We start from the raw sequence: 16,315 nt of genomic DNA, 5'->3' as shown, positions 1-16,315 counted from the left end.
ACACTATTGAGTTCTCAAACAACAGACACACCCGGCACCACCCAAACCAACATTCAGGATCGCTCCGGAGCAACTTTTCAAACTTACCCGATCCCGCCCGGCTTTGCAAACCACGTTTCCGTGATTCAAAACCCTTCAGGATCAGCCCCCGCCCTCCAACAGCACGCACTAAAAGCGAACCATTTTCCAGGCCGTTCAAAAGGGGGTTTGGCCGCTATTTTTCCGCTTCAGCGGCGGCGACTCAGAAAACAATACACGCACACAACCCCCACCACAAATCGACCCAAACCCCACCCCCACCACGCCAAAAACCCCGGGAAACCGCGGCTGGATGGGCGCACGAGGCACAAATGCCGCCCTTCGCCGTCGTAATTCCCGAATGTGGGGTGCGGCACATCCTTAGCGCACCCTGTCGAAGTACGCGGCAATCCCCCGGAAGCAGCCCCGGGCCAGCCGCACACACCCCAACGCGTCGCTGTTCATCCTGAGTTTGAGGTGCGGTTGCTTGGGCCCCCTACCGTCACAGCGGACAGCGGCCTGACGTGCCGCCGCGCATTTTGGGGAAGGGCAACAATGACGAGCAACATCGACCTATCCGGCATTAGCAGGCGCACGGCCCTTGCGACCGCCGGAGCTCTCGGTGCTCTGGGAGCGGCAATGGCCGCAGGCACCGGAGCCACCGCGGCGCCGGGAGTAAAAGCACCCAAACCCGCCCTGAACTTCGGCCAGGACGGCAAGTTCAAGGTGGTTCAGTTCAACGACACCCAGGATGACGAGCAGACGGACCGCCGCACCATCGAGCTCATGAACGGCATCCTGGACGCCGAAAAGCCGGACTTCGTGGTGATCAACGGAGACGTGATCAACGGCGGCTGCGATACCGAGCTGGAGGTCAAACAGGCGCTCAACCAGGTTGTGCAACCGATGGAAAGTCGAAAGATTCCGTGGGCGGTGACCTTCGGCAACCACGATGAGGACTCCGTGGCCAGGACCGGCATGACCGAGGCAAAGATGCTGCAGTTCCTGCAGAGCTACAGCTTCAACGTCAACAGTAACTCCACAGACGGCGTGACCGGCACCTCGAACTCGCTCCTGCTGGTCCAGTCCTCCAAGTCGAAAGCTCCGACGTTCGGCCTATGGCTTATCGACACCGGCCGCTATGCCCCGGACAGCATCAACGGCCAGGACTTCGCCGGATACCCCGATTGGGACTGGGTCAGGATGGACCAGGTTACTTGGTACCGCAACCTCTCGATCGCCACGGAGCAAAAGTACGGCCGCAAGATCCCTTCGCTGATGTGGGGTCACATCGCGCTCCACGAGCACCGCAACATGTGGTTCGCGAGCCTCGACTCCCGCACCGATGCCGACCACCAGCGTGCTGTCCAGAAGCACGGCATCGTGGGAGAGCGGAACGAGGACGAGTGCCCGGGCCCCTTCAACTCAGGCTTGTTCAGCGCCTTCCTGGAACGCGGCGACGTTCGGGGCTATTTCGTGGGCCACGATCACGTGAATACCTACGCGGGCAACTACTACGGCGTGGAGCTCGGCTACGGTCCCGGTACGGGGTTCGGCGCATACGGGCTGCCCGGCCCCGACCGGAACAGGCTGCGGGGCGCCCGCGTCTTCGAGCTTGATGAGAACCATGCCGGCGTCTATAAGTCCAGCCGGCTGGTATTCGCCAAGGACATGGGCATCGACCTGACGGCCAATGACCAGCCGATCACTCCCCTGCCCCTGAACCCGGCTCAGCAGTAGGACGGCCACGCAGTTTGTGCGTGCCATGCGGGGAGTTGCCCGGGCACGCCCGGCCGCGGTCATGACTGCCGGCAACAACGGAGCCGCGGATACACCCTGAAAAGGATGTATCCGCGGCTCGTTGTCCAGCGGTGGCGCCGTGCGCTAACGCTCGCAGGCAACACCGTCGCCATCGCGGTCAAGAGAGGAACTGTATCCTGGCTGGCCTCTGTACAGCGGGGCGGCGCCGGCATTCTTCGCAGCGGTGCAGTTGGCGTAGTAGGCAGTTGCAGGTGCCGCAGGAGCAGGAGCTGGCGCCTGGACAAACTTCTGCGCCGCTTGCTGCTCTGCGGCCGCCTTGGCCGCTGCATCCCGGGCCGCCTGGTCGGCTGCAGCTTTTGCAGCAGCAGCCTGGTCGGCCGCGGCCTTGTCGGCCGCGGCTTTATCAGCAGCTGCCTTCGCGGCGGCCGCGGCTTCAGCGGCAGCCTTGTCGGCGGCGGCCTTCTCGGCGGCCGCCTTCTCCGCGGCAATTTTGTCGAGCGACTTCACGCCGAGGCGAACGGTGGAACCCTTGGCCGCTGTGGCGCCGCTGGCAGGATCCTGCGTCATCACCTGCCAGTTCTTCTCCAACATGATGCTCTTGCCGTCCACGATGTCCTTGGCCTCAACCTTGAAGCCGAGACCCTTCAGCTGGTCCGTGGCCTTGTCCAGGGTCAGGCCCACCACACCTGGAATGGCAATAGATGCCGCGGCGGTGCCGGTTGCGGTAGAGGTGGCAGCGGATGCGGGTTCGACGGCGGCCTGCTTGCCTCCGCAGCCGGTCAGCAACAGGCCGGCCAGGACGGCCAGCGCCAACGATTTCTTCAGCCGTCCGGTGATCGGGTGACCGTCGTACAGGTTGTTGATCATGATTCCCCCTAGGAATGCGATGTGGTGGTGATGCGGGTGGGCCAAGGCCCGAGGAAAGACGTGGCGGCTACTCGCAGGCGACGCCGTCGGAGTCACGGTCCAGCGCAGGCCGGTAACCGGCTTGCCCGGCGTAGAGCGGCGCGGCTCCTGCAGCCCTCGCCGCCGCGCAGTTGGCGTAGTAGGCAGCAGCAGGTCCCGGCGCGGCAGGAGCCTGGACCACGGGCGCTGGCGCAACAGGTACAGGAGCTACGGCAGCGGGTGCCGGGGCGGGTGATGCCGGAGCCGGCCCAGGTACAGGAGCTACGGCAGCGGGTGCCGGGGCAGGAGCGGGCGCCTGCTGGTTGGTCGGTGCCAGCTGCCCGGCGCAGTCGCCCAGGATCCGGGCGATCGCATCGTGCTCGGCCTGCGTGACCCACAGCCCGTATGTCGCCTTCACGGAAACCTGCCTGGCAACGTACTCACAGCGGAAGCCTTTGTTCGGCGGCAACCAAGTGGCCGCATCGCCGTCGCCCTTTTGCTGGTTGGTGGGCCCGTCCGTGGCCTGCAGGTTCAGCGGATCGTTGGCAAATGCCGTCCGTTGCTCCGCTGTCAGCTGCTGCGCGCCCTTCTGCCAGGCGTCGCTCAAGGCCACCACGTGGTCGATCTGGACGGCACTGCTGGTGGCCGATCCCCTGACAAAACTGATGGTTTTCCCCGTATAAGGATCGGCCAGGGTCCCCGACTGCACCTTGCACGGCACACTGTTCGTGTACGAAACGCCCGTGAGGTCGCGTTTGAGGATGTCATTGCGCGTATCGCAGCCGTTCCGGTCGACGTCCGCCCACGCCTGGCCGAACTGCGCACGGTCATAGCCCGTCTTTGGCGCCCGGCCCTTGATGGGGAGGGCTGCCAACACGTCCAGTGCCTTGCTTGCGTACGCTGGCTGCGCATTGGGCGCGGCCGCGGTGACACCGGCGGCAAGAACGCTCGGATCCTCCGGGTCCAGCGGCTCCCCGGTGTCCGTCGGCGTGGCAGTTGGTGCGGCCGACGGCGATGCCGTGGCCGTCGCCGTCGGGCCCGCTTTCGGCGGTGCCGCCTTCGCAGTGCTCTCCGAGGAGGCTGCCTCCAGGTCCGCGCCGGCAACGCGGGGCAGCGCGGCGGCGCCACCGATGAACAGCGCCAGGGCCGCGGCAATTGCGACGGCGCCGGCCTTGCGTTTGGCGGGCAGCCAGGCCCAGGAGCGCCGTCCGGTGAGGATGACGTACAGACCGGTAAGGGCAGCCGAAATGCCCAGGATTATCAGCGCTCCGCCAATGCCGCCGCTCAGCGCTGCGAACAGCATGAACAGCCCGGTAAGACCGGCCACAATGAAAGTGGAAAGGCGCGGTTTCCGTGGCGGCCTCGGCGCCGGCGCGGAAGGAACAAACCCCAGAAGGGTCTCGTAGTCGGACATTCATTTCCCCATGTACAGGGGGCCCAGAGAAGGATGCCCCCGCAATCCCGGGCCCGCTGCATAGCCCGATAAACTCGTCACCGCCGAGCCTATGCACCCTCAAGACCCGTTTACGCGACCTATAGTGATCCTCAGCCAACATTCAGGCAGTCTTGAGGGAACCTTGAGGAAACCCCGTCGCAATACGCCTTCCCGACTTAGTAAATGCGCGGCACTCGATGGCGGAAAACCGATCTGCACCCGCCGTTCCCCCGGCGTGATGCCCACGACTAGAGTGGCCTCCATGCAGATGCGCCTTGAGGTTGTACAGGTCCCGGTTTCCGACGTCGAAAGGGCAAAAGCGTTTTATACGGACAAGCTGGGATTCGTCCTTGACCATGATGTGGAACATATTCCAGGCATGCGCGTCGTCCAGCTGACGCCCCCTGGTTCTGCCACGTCGGTGGTCATCGGCACCGGAATGACCACGATGAGCCCGGGCAGCCTCGAGGGGCTGCAGCTGGTGGTTCCGGACATCGCCGAGGTCCGCAACGAGTTGGTGGGCCGCGGCGCGGAGATCAGCGAAATCCAGGACCTCGGTGGTGTGCTGTTCGCCTACTTCAGCGATCCGGACGGCAACCGCTGGGTCATGCAGGGCCAGACGCAGGACCAGGTGCGGGACGCCCACAAGCCGTAGGAAGGCCTGGCCAGACGTGAGCGGGCGTCCGCAGCGGGGAGCCGCTACCCGGACGCGGGCGCCTCATCACCCGGAGGGACCTCCCGTACGTCCTGGACCACCTCGTTGTGCCGCAGGAACCAGGGTTTGAAGGGTGGGTCGAAGCGCGCGAACCTGGGCGCACCCACAGGCGTCAGGCCAGCCAGGGTGAGCGCCGCCTGCAGCCCGTTGTTGCGCCGCTCAAAAGCCGACCCCGAACCGCTGCCCGAGAAGCCCAGCACCGCAGCGAGGGAACCGGGCACCGCCCGCACCATGACCCGGGGATCTGTGGGCACGGGAGCGTTTTCGGCAGTCACGCCGGCCGGCAGGACAAAAGCCACCGAGAATTCCGCCTGGCCGCCGGATCCGGGCAGCGGTCCACCCTGGAGTACCGGTGCGGTCATGGCGAGCTTCTGCCGTCCCGCTTCCTGGATCACCGGGGCGGTCATTGCCAGTTTCTCCCGGGCAGTGTTGTTGCCGCTGATGTAGTTGAAGAGGTACCGGAAGGCGGCGTTGCCTGCGCGGTCGAAATCAGCGGTCACCTTTACCTCGGCGACCACGCAATCGGGGTACCGGCGCAGTTCGAAGTGAGGGTAGCGCCGGACCAACTCAAAGGGCTGCTGTTCAGTCATGGTGCGGACAGCCTACGCCCGTCGGCCTGGAGCGGACAGGCTGGGGCTGGCCGCCACAGGCCCGGGCTACACCACCTGCTGCGTCCGGCGCTGCCGCAACTTGGCCCGCAGGACAGCGCTGCCGACCAGGACCGCGAACAGGAGGCCCAGAACGCCGAAGATGACGGTCAGGACAACCCCGGCTCCACGGAGCCAAACGCCGTCGCTCTCATAGCCGGGAACAATGGCCCGCCCGGGGTCATTTTCGGAATACACGACCGTAACGCTGCTGCCCACCACGGGATACTGATCGTGGTCCACGGCGGCGAAGGTCCGGTGGACGGCCCCGTCCGCGGCCGGGAATTCCACCTGCATCCTGCGGTCGGACGCCTTGGTGACATCGTCGAAGTGGACGATCGTGCCGGTGGCCTGCACACCCGAATGGGCGAGCTCTTCATCGGCATTGATCATGAAGCTGCCCACGCCGATCATGATGGGCCCCAGGCAGAGCACCAGGACGGTCACCGCCAGGTTCAGTTTCCCCTTCCACGTCAGCGGGGGTTTACGGTTTCCGTCAGTTCTGCGCCCAGTCACGGCTCCCATTGTGCCGGAGCTGTCAGCAAAACCACACCCGCATCCATTGCCCGTGGCAACCAAAGCGGGCATAATAGTTAGCAGAACTAATTAGCAGTGCTAATAAATGCCAGCAGGAGGCGCATACCCCTCTATGTCCCCTACCCAGACGACGCACCAGGCAACCGCAGACCCCACCGCTCCCGATACCCTCGCCATCGATCTCCGCACCGCCGTGATGCGCACCTCGCGCCGGCTCCGCGTCGAGGCCACCGGCGACGCCATCACCCCCGGCCAGTACACCGTCCTCGCCCTCCTGAACGGCAGCGGCCCCAGCACGCTGCGGGACCTGGCCAGGAGTGAGCATGTCCAGGCACCATCCATGACCAGGATCGTCAACGCGCTGGCGGACCAGGCATTCGTCACCAGGAGCGCCGATCCCGACGACGGCCGGCAGGTCCGCGTGGACATCACCGACGCCGGAAGGACCGTCCTGGCCGAGGCCCGGAGCCAGCGGACCGCCTGGCTGGCGCAGCGCGTGGCCGGACTCAGCGAGGAAGACCGGCTCACCCTCAGCCGCGCCGCCCGCATCATGCAGGAAATGAGCGGCAAATGAGTGCGATGTTCCGGGCCCTCGAAAACCCCAACTACCGCATTTGGGCCAGCGGCGCGATCGTCTCCAACATTGGCACCTGGATGCAGCGCGTGGCCCAGGACTGGCTGGTCCTGACCGTCCTGACCGACCACTCGGGTGCCGCCGTCGGCCTCACCACCGGCCTGCAGTTCCTCCCGATGCTGCTCTTCGGCCCCTACGGCGGGGTCCTGGCCGACCGCTACCGCAAGCGCATCATCCTCATGTGGACGCAGCTGGCCATGGGCTTCACCGGACTGGCTGTGGGCCTGCTGGTAGTTACCGGCACCGCCCAGCTGTGGCACGCCTACGTGGCTGCCTTCTGCCTGGGCGTGGCCAGCGCCGTGGACGCGCCCGCGCGCCAGGCCTTCGTGTCGGAGCTGGTGGGCCAGGAGAACATTTCCAACGCGGTGGCACTGAACTCCGCATCCTTCAACACCGCGCGGCTCACCGGCCCCGCGATCGCCGGGGTGCTCATCGCCTGGGTGGGTACCGGGCCGGTATTCCTGCTCAACGCCGCGAGCTTCGCCGCCGTCCTGGTCTCCCTGTTCCGGATCCGCACCACCCAGCCTGCGCCTGTGGCCAGGGGCGAGCGGAACAAGCACCAGGTGGTCGAAGGCATCCGTTATGTGCGGCGCAGGCCGGACCTGATGCTGATCATGGTCCTGGTGGGCATCCTGGGTGCGTTCGGCATGAACTTCCCGGTGATCAACTCGCTGATGGCCACCACCGAGTTCAAGATGGGCCCCAGTGAATTCGGGCTTCTCGGCTCCATCATGGCGGTGGGCACGCTGGCCGGCGCCCTCCTCGCGGCGCGCCGCTCCGGCCCGCGGCTGCGGTTCCTGCTGGGCGGGGCGCTGGGACTGGGCATCTTCACGGTCCTGGGCAGCATCGCCCCATCGTTCTGGGTCTACGCGGCAATCCTGATTCCCGTGGGCTTGGCTTCCATAACCTTCCTCAACAGCTGCAACACCAGCATCCAGCTCTCCGTAGAACCACAGTTCCGGGGCCGCGTACTTGCCCTCTACCTGGCCATCCTCCAGGGCGGCACCGCCATCGGTTCGCCGCTGGTGGGTTGGATCGGCAGCGAGTTCGGCGCGCGCTGGTCCGTCGCGGTGGGCGGCATCGTGGTCCTGCTCGCCGGTATCGCCGCCGTCATCGCGGTCACCAGGCGCAACCGGCTCACCCTGCGCGGCGCACTCCGGATGGCCCTGGGCAGGCGCGAGCCCGCAGTCTGAACTTCACTGTGGCGGGCTGGCCACGATGTCCACGGAAATCTCCACCGCCGGGACCGTTCCGCGGTTTTCCAGCCAGTGCAGCGTGTGCCGGTCCTCCGGCCAACCCACGCCCGGTCCGTAGTCGGTAGCCACCCCGTCCCGGTGGTCTGTGATGGTCCCCTGCAGGATGTAGACCGTGCCGGGCCGGCCCACGTGGTCATGGAGCGGGCCGAAGACTCCTCCGGGCTCGATGGTCACCATCCTCGTCCGCAGCTGCCGGCCCTCCAGGCCGTCAAGCTCCCCGGCAAGGTCAACCGTGGCCAGCAGTTGCACCGAGACGCCCCTCGTCTCCGGCACCTGTTCCGAGCCCATTGCCATCCCTTCGTTCCGTACCGCTGACGATCCATAGCGCTGACGACGGCGGCGCCGGCCGGCCGCTGCCACGCACCCGGGTGCGGGTGCTTCGGGCGGCACGTGCCGGCGTCGTCCTTTCTCTTGCGGGGCCTGCCTCCGCGGGCCCTGGCCGTCAGGACGGAATCGACGAGATGTTGAGAATGTTTCCCTCGCTGTCCAGGAACCAGGCCGCCTGGCCGTAGCCCTCCATCGATGCGATTCCGTTCTCGGTCTTGAGTCCGGGCATGTCGTAGTCTTCGAAAACGACGCCGCGGGCACGGAGCTCGTCCACGTCGCGCTGGACGTCATCTGTGGCCCAGCCGATTTGCGTGTTCTTGGCCGAACCCGCGTTGTCCGTCTGGTAAATCAGGAACGACGTCCCCTTGCCGCACCGGTAGACAAGGCCGCCATCGGCCATGGTCCGCTCGGGCTCAAACCCCAGCTTGTCCCGGTAAAATTCCTTGGCCCGGTCGATATCCTTGGCAGGCAGCACCGCCATGACTTCCATATCTTTGAGCATGACAAACAACTTTCCCTTGCTGTTGTGATGGCGTCGCTCTCCCCCGAAAACGGTCCGGCCGTCCCCCGCCGGGCCTCGTGGCCGTCCTTCCCGCCGACTGCCGGGGCGGCCACCCGAAACCCCAGCGGAGCGGTGGCAGCAGCCAGCGCCGCGGGGTCCCCGAAGTCTACGAGGCCATTATGGAACTGAATTTCCCGCGGGGAAATAGGGGATTTTTAAGCGGCCCCTTGTCTCCGGAACTATTTGCGGGCCGCCCGCAAGGCCTTGCGGACTGCCGCCCCCGTGGCCGTCACCAGGGGCACCAGGCAAACCAGGGCGGCGATGGTGTTGGGGCGGAAAACGGTCCTGCCGTTGACGGTCCGGTACACCCCGAGCGGCACCACAACCCCGCCGCCTCCCCCGCCGGACGCACCGTCCCCGGATTCCGTGCCGCCGCCAAAACCGAAGGACACCAGCGCCACGGGCACCATCTCCTCCCCGTTCAGGTTTACGGGGGCGCCGTACGCGCGGGCAACGCCCATGTTCTTAAAGCTCTCTGCGAGGGACACAAGAGTGTCGGCCATGGCATCACATTAGGCAGCCTGCAACGCATCCGGAAGGACCATAAGTCCTGCGGGGATTGTGCGGGCTGTGGTGGCCAGGCGCCCGTCCCGTCCCGTGGCGTGACAGCATGTGGTGCGCGCCGTCGTCGTGCGTAGGCCTATCCGCGGATCTCCGCCATGCGCAGCCGGACGATGTCCTCCACTACATCGTCCGGTACGGGGTGGCCCGCGGTGAAGCGGATGGTCCCCTTGGACAGGGAATACCCGTCCAGCCGGTCCGCGACCGCCGCGACGACCGCGCCGGAGAAGGGGAAGATGGAGAGGTGTTTGGCTGCCCGGACGGCCGCGAACAGCGGTTTGCCGTCCAGCTTCAGCGCGGGCATGCCGTAGCTCATCCCCTCCGTGGTGTCCGGAGCGATGGACCGGGCGAGCTCCACCACATGCTGCAGGCAGCTGCGGTCCGGTTCATCCAGCGCGGCCAGCGCATCGTCCACGGCGCCCACCCCGTGCTCAGCTCTTCCTGGCCAGAACAGTGGAAGCGAGCGCGGCCAGTCCACGCTCGTAGTCGGCGCCCACCATCTTGTCCATGTCCACGAACAGCGCGAACACGCGGCCCAGGCCCTTGTTCTCCCCGGTCATGGACCATGTCACCTCGGTGCCGCCCGGAGCCGGCGCGAACGTAAACGACGTGGGGTTCAGCGCTTTGAAGGGCTTGGTGAACTGGAGCCGGATCCGGATAAGGCGTGACGGCACGGACTCCACGATTTCCATGGTGCCGCTGCCGGCCTTCCGGTTGCCGCTCCATTCGTAGCCGGCCCCGGTGCCGGAAGCATTGCCGAAGTAGCGCCGGCTCATGCCCGGGTCGATGGTCTCCCATGGGGACCACGCAGTCCACTCATGGAAGTTGTTGACCAGCGGAAAGATTTCTTCTGCGGAAGCGGGTATGACGGCGCTGCGGCGGACTTCAAAAGTGGACATGGCCCCAGCATAGGGGCCGGGGCCGACGCGGATAAGGGTTGCGGCTAAGGAAGGACCACGTTGACCGGGTCCTTGCCCTCCAGCAGCAGCCCGATCTGCTTCCGGAGCAGCCTGACCATCCGGGGGAACATGGCCGAGCTGGCGCCGCCGACGTGCGGGGTGATGAGCACGCCGGGCGTGGTCCACAGCGGGTGGTCCACGGGCAGCGGCTCCGGGTCCGTCACGTCCAGGGCAGCCCGGAGCCGGCCGCTTGATGTCTCGGCGAGCAGGGCATCGGTGTCCGCCACGGGCCCGCGGGCCACATTGACCAGCAGGGCACCGTCCGGCATGGCCGCGAGGAACTTGGCGTCCACCAGCCGCTGGGTCTGCTCACCCAGCGGGACACTGACCACCACGATCTCATGCTGCGGCAACTGGTCGTAGAGCGAGTCGATTCCGTGGATGGTCCCGCGTTCGTCCTCGCGGGCGCGGCTGGCCATCCGGGTAACCTCGGTTTCGAACGGCAGGAGCCGGGCTTCGATCGCCTTGCCCACTCCGCCGTAGCCCACCAGCAGCACGCGCCGGTCAGCCAGGCTGGGCCGCGGGCTGTTGTCCCAGGTTCCAGTTTCCTGGTTGCGGACAAAGTCCGGGATGCCGCGCTGGGAGGCCACCATCATGCCCACGGCGAGCTCCGCCGTCGACGTCTCATGGACTCCGGCCGCATTCGCAAAGGGGACGCCTGGTGGCAGGACTGCGGAGACGCCGTCATACCCGATGGACTGGCTCTGCACCAGGCCGACGTCGACACCCTCCAGGGCTGTGAGCGCGGTGGCCTTGCCCATATAGGGCGGCACCAGAAGGTCCAGCCGGCCCGCCGGCGCGGGTCCGGTGAGGTCCCACAGCACAAACTCGACGCCGTCAATGGGCGTGAGTGCGTCCAGCAGGTTCTGGGCGGGCAGGCAGACGCGCAGCCGGGCGCTCATGCGGCGACCATCAGAATGTGCCGTTGGGCATGGCAGCAGGTGTTCATGGGGGTCTCCAGGGTTCCGGGCCCGGCGCAGCTGCAGCGGGCGTTGAAGTTCCACAACCAACCTATCCTCCGGTACCGCTCGCGGAGATTTTTTCGCGTCGCAACACGGTGCCGCCGGTGCCTTGTCACGTCCATGACAGGCCCTCCAATCCTGTAAATTTAAGGGAGGAATTGTCCGGCCAGCGAGCCGCTTTCCAACCCCACCCCTTGAATGGACGCACCCCCATGCCTTCCGCGATTTCCGCGCCGTCCCCTGCCCGTTTTCCTTATGCCGCAATGGTGGTCCTCGCGACCATTGCCTTCACGGCCATCACCACCGAACTCCTCCCGTCCGGGCTGCTGCCGCAGATCAGCACCGGCCTTGGCGTGTCCGAGCCGGTGGCCGGTTATCTTGCCGCTGCCTACGCCGCCGTCATTGTTGTCACGGTGGTTCCGGCGGCACGGCTTTTGGGGAAGATCCCGCGGCACGCACTGCTGGTTGCGTTGGTGCTGACCTTCGCGCTCAGCAACGCTCTGGTGGGACTGGCACCGGACTTCACCTCAGCGATGATCGCCCGGTTGGTGGGCGGCCTGGCGCACGGGCTGCTCTGGACCACTATGGCGCCGTTCGTGTCCCGAGTGGTGCCAGCTGACAAGGTGGGCAAGGCCCTGGCGATCGTCTTCAGCGGCAACAGCCTGGGCTTGGCCATTGGCGCACCGGTGGGGACTGCCCTGGGCGGATTCCTGGGTTGGCGCGCCGCGTTCCTGGTGCTCGCCGGGTTCGGCGTGGTCCTGACAGTCCTCGCGTTCTGGCTGCTCCCCCGCGTCCAGCGCATTTCCGACGCGGCCCGGCCGTCCCTGCGCAAAGCGATCGGCCAGCCGGGCGTGAAGTCGGTGGCCATTGCCTGGCCGCTGCTGGTCCTGGCGCACTTCGCCCTGTTCACCTACATTGCACCCTTCATCCGCGAGGCGAACCTTCCGGACTACGCCACGAGCCTCTCCCTCACCGTGCTGGGCGGTTCCGGCCTGCTGGGCATCTGGATCGCGGGCCTCACCGTGGATTCGCGGCCCCGCCGTTCGCTACTGATCACGACGGCGGCCATCGCGGCATCGATGTTCCTCCTGCCGCTCGCCGTGGGGAACCTGGTGGTGGCTCTGGTGCTGATGACCGTCTGGGGTGCGGGCCTGGGCGCCATCGGCATCTACAACCAGTCGGCGATCCTCCGGGCCGGCAGGGAGTACAGCGAGGCTGCCAACGGGCTCACGGTCCTGACCATCCAGCTCGGCATCACGATCGGCGCGCTCTACGGCTCGGCGGCCCTGGTGGTCGGCGGCCCGCTGCTGGTTCCGGCCGCAGCGGCAATCCCGGTGGTTGCGGCGTTCGTGATCACGCTCGCCGGCAAGAGGTACGCGTACCCGCCCGGCCCGCGGGAACGCATCTGGCTGGAGCCCCGGCCCGTCTCTGACAAGGTCAAGGACCCCGCCTGATCCTGCATCGATTGCTCCGTAGGTGCCGTTTTGAGCCGCCAAAACGACCGGTACGGAGCAATCGATGCAGCGGGGGACAGAACCTGGCGTTAACCTCTCCTCCAACTGCGTACACCTCGGCCGCAACCTGGCCGGCCTAGCGTTGGCGGGTCACCCGGCACCGCCGGAACCCGTCACCCCGGAGGAACCATCCCCATGCGCACAGTCCTGACCTCTGCGGCAACCGCCGCGCTGCTCGCCGCCGCCATCGCTTCACCGGGCGCCGCCTTCGCCGCCGAAACCCCTGAGGCCGGCACGCCGTCGTCGAACGCCGCCGGCACCGCCACCTCAGCCCTCAAGACGAACGAGCACAACGGTTCCTTCGACCTCCAGGCGCACCGTGGCGGCCGCGGCGAGTGGACCGAAGAGTCGCTGGCGGCGTTCGGCAACTCCCTGAAGCTCGGCGTCAGCACCCTGGAACTGGACACCCACCTCACCGAGGACGGGAAGATCATCGTCTGGCATGACGACACCATCCAGGCCAACAAGTGCATCGACACCGCCCCGGCCACCGCCGGCGACCCTGAGTTCCCGTACGTCGGCCGCAGGGTGGCGGAGCTGTCCCTGGCCCAGGTCAAGACCCTCAACTGCGGCTTCACCCAGCTGCCCGGCTTCCCGGAGCAGGACGTGATCGAAGGGAACCGCATCGCCGAGCTCAAGGACGTCTACCGGCTGGCGGAGCAGTACAACGCCAAAAAGGTCCGCTTCAACGTGGAGACCAAGGTGGAGGACGGCAAAGCCGGCGGCGACGGCATGGTGGCGCTGACCAAGGCCGTGGTGGCAGAAGTGCAGGCGTCAGGCGCCGCAGACCGCACGACCATCCAGTCCTTCGACTGGTCCTCGCTCAACCTCACCAAGGAACTGGCACCGGAGCTGACGCTTGTTGCGCTCTCCAGCGGTGATAAGTGGATGCAGGTGGGCCAGCCGGGTGCCGCACCCGAACTGGGCGGCATCGACATCGACACCTACGGCGGCTCCCTTGCCAAAGCTGCAGCTGCCCAGGGGTACAACGTCATCTCCCCCACGTTCAGCTCCGTCACCCCGCAGATGATCGACGAGGCACACCAGCTGGGCCTCGCCGTCGTCCCGTGGACCGTCAACAAGGCCACGGACATGGAGCGCCTGATGGACCAGGGCGTGGACGGCATCATCACCGACTACCCCACCCGCCTGCGCGCGGTCATGGATGAGCGCGGGATGAAGCTGCCCAAGGCCTACGCCCCGCAGGCGTAGTTCCGCGGAACGATGGCCCCGGAACAGGGCCCGACGGCGGCTGCCGGACTTCCGCTGGGGGAAGTCCGGCAGCCGCCGTCGACCGTCCAGGGCTCGGTGCTCAGTCGCGGTGCTTGGCCACCGTGAACAGGAACGTGGAATCTTCTTCGGCGTGGAGGCTGTGCAGGCCGGCCGGGACGATCAGCAGGTCGCCGGTCTTGCCCTGCCAGGACTCGCCGCCGGCCCTGAGGCTGACGCAGCCCTGGAGCACGAAGACCGTGGCGTCCCCGGGGTTCTGGTGCTCACTCAGTTGGGTTCCGGCCTTCATGGCCATGACCGTCTGCCGGAGGACCTTCTCGTGGCCGCCATAGACCGTGTCCGCCGCGCGCCCGTTGCTGGAGGTGACCGCCGCCTCGAGCTGCTGCCGGGCCAGCGCGTCGATTGATATCTTCTGCATGCGCCCTAGGCTACGCGCGTTCGCGGCCCGTGGGTGCGGCTTTCTTCCAGCAGGCGCGGGCTGGAAATCCCCCGGAGAGGGGATGGAGCAACGGTGAAGCCGGCCCTACTCTTCGAACATGAACACCGTGTCCCAGATCTTCGCGGTGGTGGCCGCGGTCATCTATATCTTCGTCTTTCCGGTGGAGAGCTTCCTCCTCCGGCGCAACAGGTGGGCGCAGAAATTCCTCAGTACGCCGCCGGAGAACGTCCCCGCGGTGATGATGTGGGCCATCCCCACCGGCTACAAGAACCTGGTCATCGCCTTGGGCGTCATCGCCGGAGTGGTTGCGGCCAACTCAGGCCAGCTGGTGGTGGGCTACACGCTGGTGGTCTACTGCTGCGCCAACATGGTCCTCACCGCACCCACCATGCTGCTCGCAGACCTCCAGGGGCACTACCCCCGGAAGTGGGACAGCGTGCCGGGGACCCTCGCGGCGACGGTCCCTGCCCTGGCGGCCCTGCTCCTGCTGCCCTTCGGCCCATAGCTTCTCCGGGGCACGGCGCGCAGGGGGCCGCCGCAGCCCGCAGGGGACACAACGGGGACACGCCCCCGGAGGTACTCGATTTCGGGGCCGCGGCAAAGGCTTGATAAACGTTAAAAGATGCTCGACGTCCTGAAACCCGCCCTGCCCTTCATCGCCATGGCCCTGGCCGTTGCGGCCGGACTCACCCTGTCCTGGCTGCTCCGCAAGATCGTCCTCAAGCTCAACCGCAAGCGGCCCGAGCTGCAGGCCACCTCCCGGGTGGCCCGCCAGCCGCTGCGGCTGGCACTGTGCCTGGTGGGTGTCCGGGCCGCGCTGGAACTTACGGCCGGGGGCGAAAGCTGGCACGCCGGCGTCGACCATCTCCTGCTGCTTGCCATGATCGGCGCGTTCGCGTGGCTTGCCGTCGCCGTCCTGCTGATCGTGGAGGCGGTGGTGCTGAACCGGCACAGCGTGGACGTGGCGGACAACCGGAGGGCGCGCCGGCTGCGCACCCAGATGATCCTGGCCCGCCGGATCGCCGTGGCGCTGGTGGTGGTGCTCGCCGTCGGCACTGCGATGCTGACCTTTCCCGCGATCCAGGCGCTGGGCGCCGGGCTGCTGGCATCCGCGGGCGTGATCTCCATCGTGGCGGGCCTTGCCGCGCAGACCTCGCTGGTGAACGTCTTCGCCGGCATGCAGCTCGCGTTCACCGATGCCATCCGCGTGGATGACGTGGTGGTGGTCCAGAAGGAGTGGGGCCGGATCGAGGAGATCACCCTCACCTATGTGGTGGTGCACCTGTGGGACGACCGCCGGCTGATCCTTCCGTCCACCTACTTCACCACCACTCCGTTCGAGAACTGGACCCGCCGCCAGTCCGAGGTCATGGGCACCGTGGAGTTCGACCTCGACTGGCGCGCCCCCGTGGAGGACATGCGCACCGAGCTGCGTCGCGTCCTGGCGGGAACCGGACTGTGGGATGGGCGCGTGGGCGTCCTGCAGATCACCGACGCCACCGGAGGCTTTGTCCGGGTCCGCATCCTGGTCAGCGCGGCGGACAGTGCAGCGCTCTTCGACCTGCGCTGCCTGGTCCGCGAAACCATGGTGACCTTCCTCCAGCAGAACCATCCGCAAGCCCTGCCGCACCAGCGCTGGGAGCAGGCAGCGGACGACGCCGGCACGGCTACCTGGCGCAAGGCACCGCTGCGGGGGCTGGGTGGGTCCGGAGCAGCAGGGGCTCACGCGCCGGCGGACCCGCACGAATCGCAGTTGTTCACCGGATCGGTGGAAGCCGTGGAGAGGTCAAGGGCGTTTACCGGCCCCGGCGACGAGGTGTTCGAGGAACGCGACCGGAACTTGGCATCCCACAACTAAAACCCTTGATAGGTG

Annotated in this window: 19 protein-coding genes; 8 read left to right on the top strand and 11 right to left on the bottom strand. The window is 66.8% G+C overall.

From position 1 onward, the window contains the following. Window positions 1–657 precede the first annotated feature (657 nt). Entirely contained in the window at window positions 658–1,758 is a 1,101-nt protein-coding gene (locus tag ACFVTD_RS20600) for a metallophosphoesterase family protein (protein WP_387566898.1), read from the top strand. Between the two features lie 144 nt (window positions 1,759–1,902). Here the strand turns inward: ACFVTD_RS20600 and ACFVTD_RS20595 are convergent, their stop codons facing one another. Further along, window positions 1,903–2,646: an excalibur calcium-binding domain-containing protein gene (locus ACFVTD_RS20595; protein WP_387566895.1), complete on the bottom strand. Its 744-nt coding sequence runs from the start codon at window positions 2,644–2,646 to the stop codon at window positions 1,903–1,905. Window positions 2,647–2,713: 67 nt separating this feature from the next. Then, the gene (locus ACFVTD_RS20590) at window positions 2,714–4,078 is read right to left on the bottom strand and encodes a DUF1524 domain-containing protein (RefSeq protein ID WP_387566892.1); all 1,365 of its coding nucleotides are present in this window, start codon (window positions 4,076–4,078) and stop codon (window positions 2,714–2,716) included. 283 nt (window positions 4,079–4,361) lie between these two features. Here ACFVTD_RS20590 and ACFVTD_RS20585 point away from each other — a divergent pair, with 283 nt between their 5' ends. After that, window positions 4,362–4,754 (top strand): VOC family protein, encoded by a 393-nt coding sequence (locus tag ACFVTD_RS20585; RefSeq protein ID WP_387566889.1) that lies wholly within the window; start codon window positions 4,362–4,364, stop codon window positions 4,752–4,754. A 44-nt stretch (window positions 4,755–4,798) separates the two neighbouring features. On the opposite strand, the gene ACFVTD_RS20580 is transcribed toward ACFVTD_RS20585, so the two are convergent. Further along, a complete protein-coding gene (locus ACFVTD_RS20580; RefSeq protein ID WP_387566886.1) occupies window positions 4,799–5,404 on the bottom strand; it encodes an SOUL family heme-binding protein in 606 nt (201 codons plus the stop codon). 66 nt (window positions 5,405–5,470) lie between these two features. Continuing rightward, complete coding sequence (locus tag ACFVTD_RS20575) at window positions 5,471–5,977, bottom strand: DUF3592 domain-containing protein (protein ID WP_387566883.1); 507 nt, start codon at window positions 5,975–5,977, stop codon at window positions 5,471–5,473. Window positions 5,978–6,110: 133 nt separating this feature from the next. Here ACFVTD_RS20575 and ACFVTD_RS20570 point away from each other — a divergent pair, with 133 nt between their 5' ends. Both ACFVTD_RS20570 and ACFVTD_RS20565 read left to right on the top strand, forming a co-directional pair. Then, window positions 6,111–6,572, top strand: coding sequence for a MarR family winged helix-turn-helix transcriptional regulator (locus ACFVTD_RS20570; RefSeq protein WP_387566880.1), 462 nt, complete (start codon window positions 6,111–6,113; stop codon window positions 6,570–6,572). Continuing rightward, window positions 6,569–7,825 carry an MFS transporter gene (locus tag ACFVTD_RS20565; RefSeq protein WP_387566878.1) on the top strand — a complete coding sequence of 419 codons (1,257 nt, stop codon included), beginning with the start codon at window positions 6,569–6,571 and terminating at the stop codon, window positions 7,823–7,825. The genes ACFVTD_RS20570 and ACFVTD_RS20565 overlap by 4 nt, the downstream gene beginning before the upstream one ends. Window positions 7,826–7,828: 3 nt before the next feature. On the opposite strand, the gene ACFVTD_RS20560 is transcribed toward ACFVTD_RS20565, so the two are convergent. From ACFVTD_RS20560 to ACFVTD_RS20535, 6 genes are all read right to left on the bottom strand, one after another. Continuing rightward, window positions 7,829–8,176, bottom strand: a complete 348-nt coding sequence (locus ACFVTD_RS20560) for a cupin domain-containing protein (protein WP_387566875.1) — start codon at window positions 8,174–8,176, stop codon at window positions 7,829–7,831. A gap of 154 nt (window positions 8,177–8,330) precedes the next feature. Continuing rightward, the gene (locus ACFVTD_RS20555) at window positions 8,331–8,717 is read right to left on the bottom strand and encodes a VOC family protein (RefSeq protein ID WP_387566872.1); all 387 of its coding nucleotides are present in this window, start codon (window positions 8,715–8,717) and stop codon (window positions 8,331–8,333) included. Between the two features lie 239 nt (window positions 8,718–8,956). After that, complete coding sequence (locus ACFVTD_RS20550; protein WP_387566869.1) at window positions 8,957–9,280, bottom strand: hypothetical protein; 324 nt, start codon at window positions 9,278–9,280, stop codon at window positions 8,957–8,959. 137 nt (window positions 9,281–9,417) lie between these two features. Further along, window positions 9,418–9,762, bottom strand: a complete 345-nt coding sequence (locus ACFVTD_RS20545; RefSeq protein WP_387566866.1) for an iron chaperone — start codon at window positions 9,760–9,762, stop codon at window positions 9,418–9,420. 7 nt (window positions 9,763–9,769) lie between these two features. Next, complete coding sequence (locus ACFVTD_RS20540) at window positions 9,770–10,237, bottom strand: SRPBCC family protein (protein WP_387566862.1); 468 nt, start codon at window positions 10,235–10,237, stop codon at window positions 9,770–9,772. Between the two features lie 44 nt (window positions 10,238–10,281). Further along, complete coding sequence (locus tag ACFVTD_RS20535) at window positions 10,282–11,199, bottom strand: 2-hydroxyacid dehydrogenase (RefSeq protein ID WP_387566859.1); 918 nt, start codon at window positions 11,197–11,199, stop codon at window positions 10,282–10,284. Window positions 11,200–11,471: 272 nt separating this feature from the next. On the opposite strand from ACFVTD_RS20535, the gene ACFVTD_RS20530 reads away from it, so the two are divergent. Beyond that, window positions 11,472–12,713, top strand: a complete 1,242-nt coding sequence (locus tag ACFVTD_RS20530; protein ID WP_387566856.1) for an MFS transporter — start codon at window positions 11,472–11,474, stop codon at window positions 12,711–12,713. 195 nt (window positions 12,714–12,908) lie between these two features. Then, the gene (locus ACFVTD_RS20525) at window positions 12,909–13,985 is read left to right on the top strand and encodes a glycerophosphodiester phosphodiesterase family protein (protein ID WP_387566853.1); all 1,077 of its coding nucleotides are present in this window, start codon (window positions 12,909–12,911) and stop codon (window positions 13,983–13,985) included. A 100-nt stretch (window positions 13,986–14,085) separates the two neighbouring features. Here ACFVTD_RS20525 and ACFVTD_RS20520 read toward each other — a convergent pair whose 3' ends face one another. Next, on the bottom strand, window positions 14,086–14,421 hold the full coding sequence (locus ACFVTD_RS20520; protein WP_387566850.1) for a cupin domain-containing protein: 336 nt from the start codon (window positions 14,419–14,421) through the stop codon (window positions 14,086–14,088). A gap of 118 nt (window positions 14,422–14,539) precedes the next feature. On the opposite strand from ACFVTD_RS20520, the gene ACFVTD_RS20515 reads away from it, so the two are divergent. Next, window positions 14,540–14,947, top strand: coding sequence for a DUF1304 family protein (locus tag ACFVTD_RS20515; protein WP_387566847.1), 408 nt, complete (start codon window positions 14,540–14,542; stop codon window positions 14,945–14,947). Between the two features lie 117 nt (window positions 14,948–15,064). Beyond that, on the top strand, window positions 15,065–16,300 hold the full coding sequence (locus ACFVTD_RS20510; protein WP_387566844.1) for a mechanosensitive ion channel family protein: 1,236 nt from the start codon (window positions 15,065–15,067) through the stop codon (window positions 16,298–16,300). The last annotated feature ends 15 nt before the right edge of the window (window positions 16,301–16,315 follow it).

Source organism: Pseudarthrobacter sp. NPDC058119, assembly GCF_042884655.1.
Taxonomy (GTDB): Bacteria; Actinomycetota; Actinomycetes; order Actinomycetales; family Micrococcaceae; genus Arthrobacter.
This window is presented reverse-complemented; position numbering and strand designations above follow the sequence as displayed.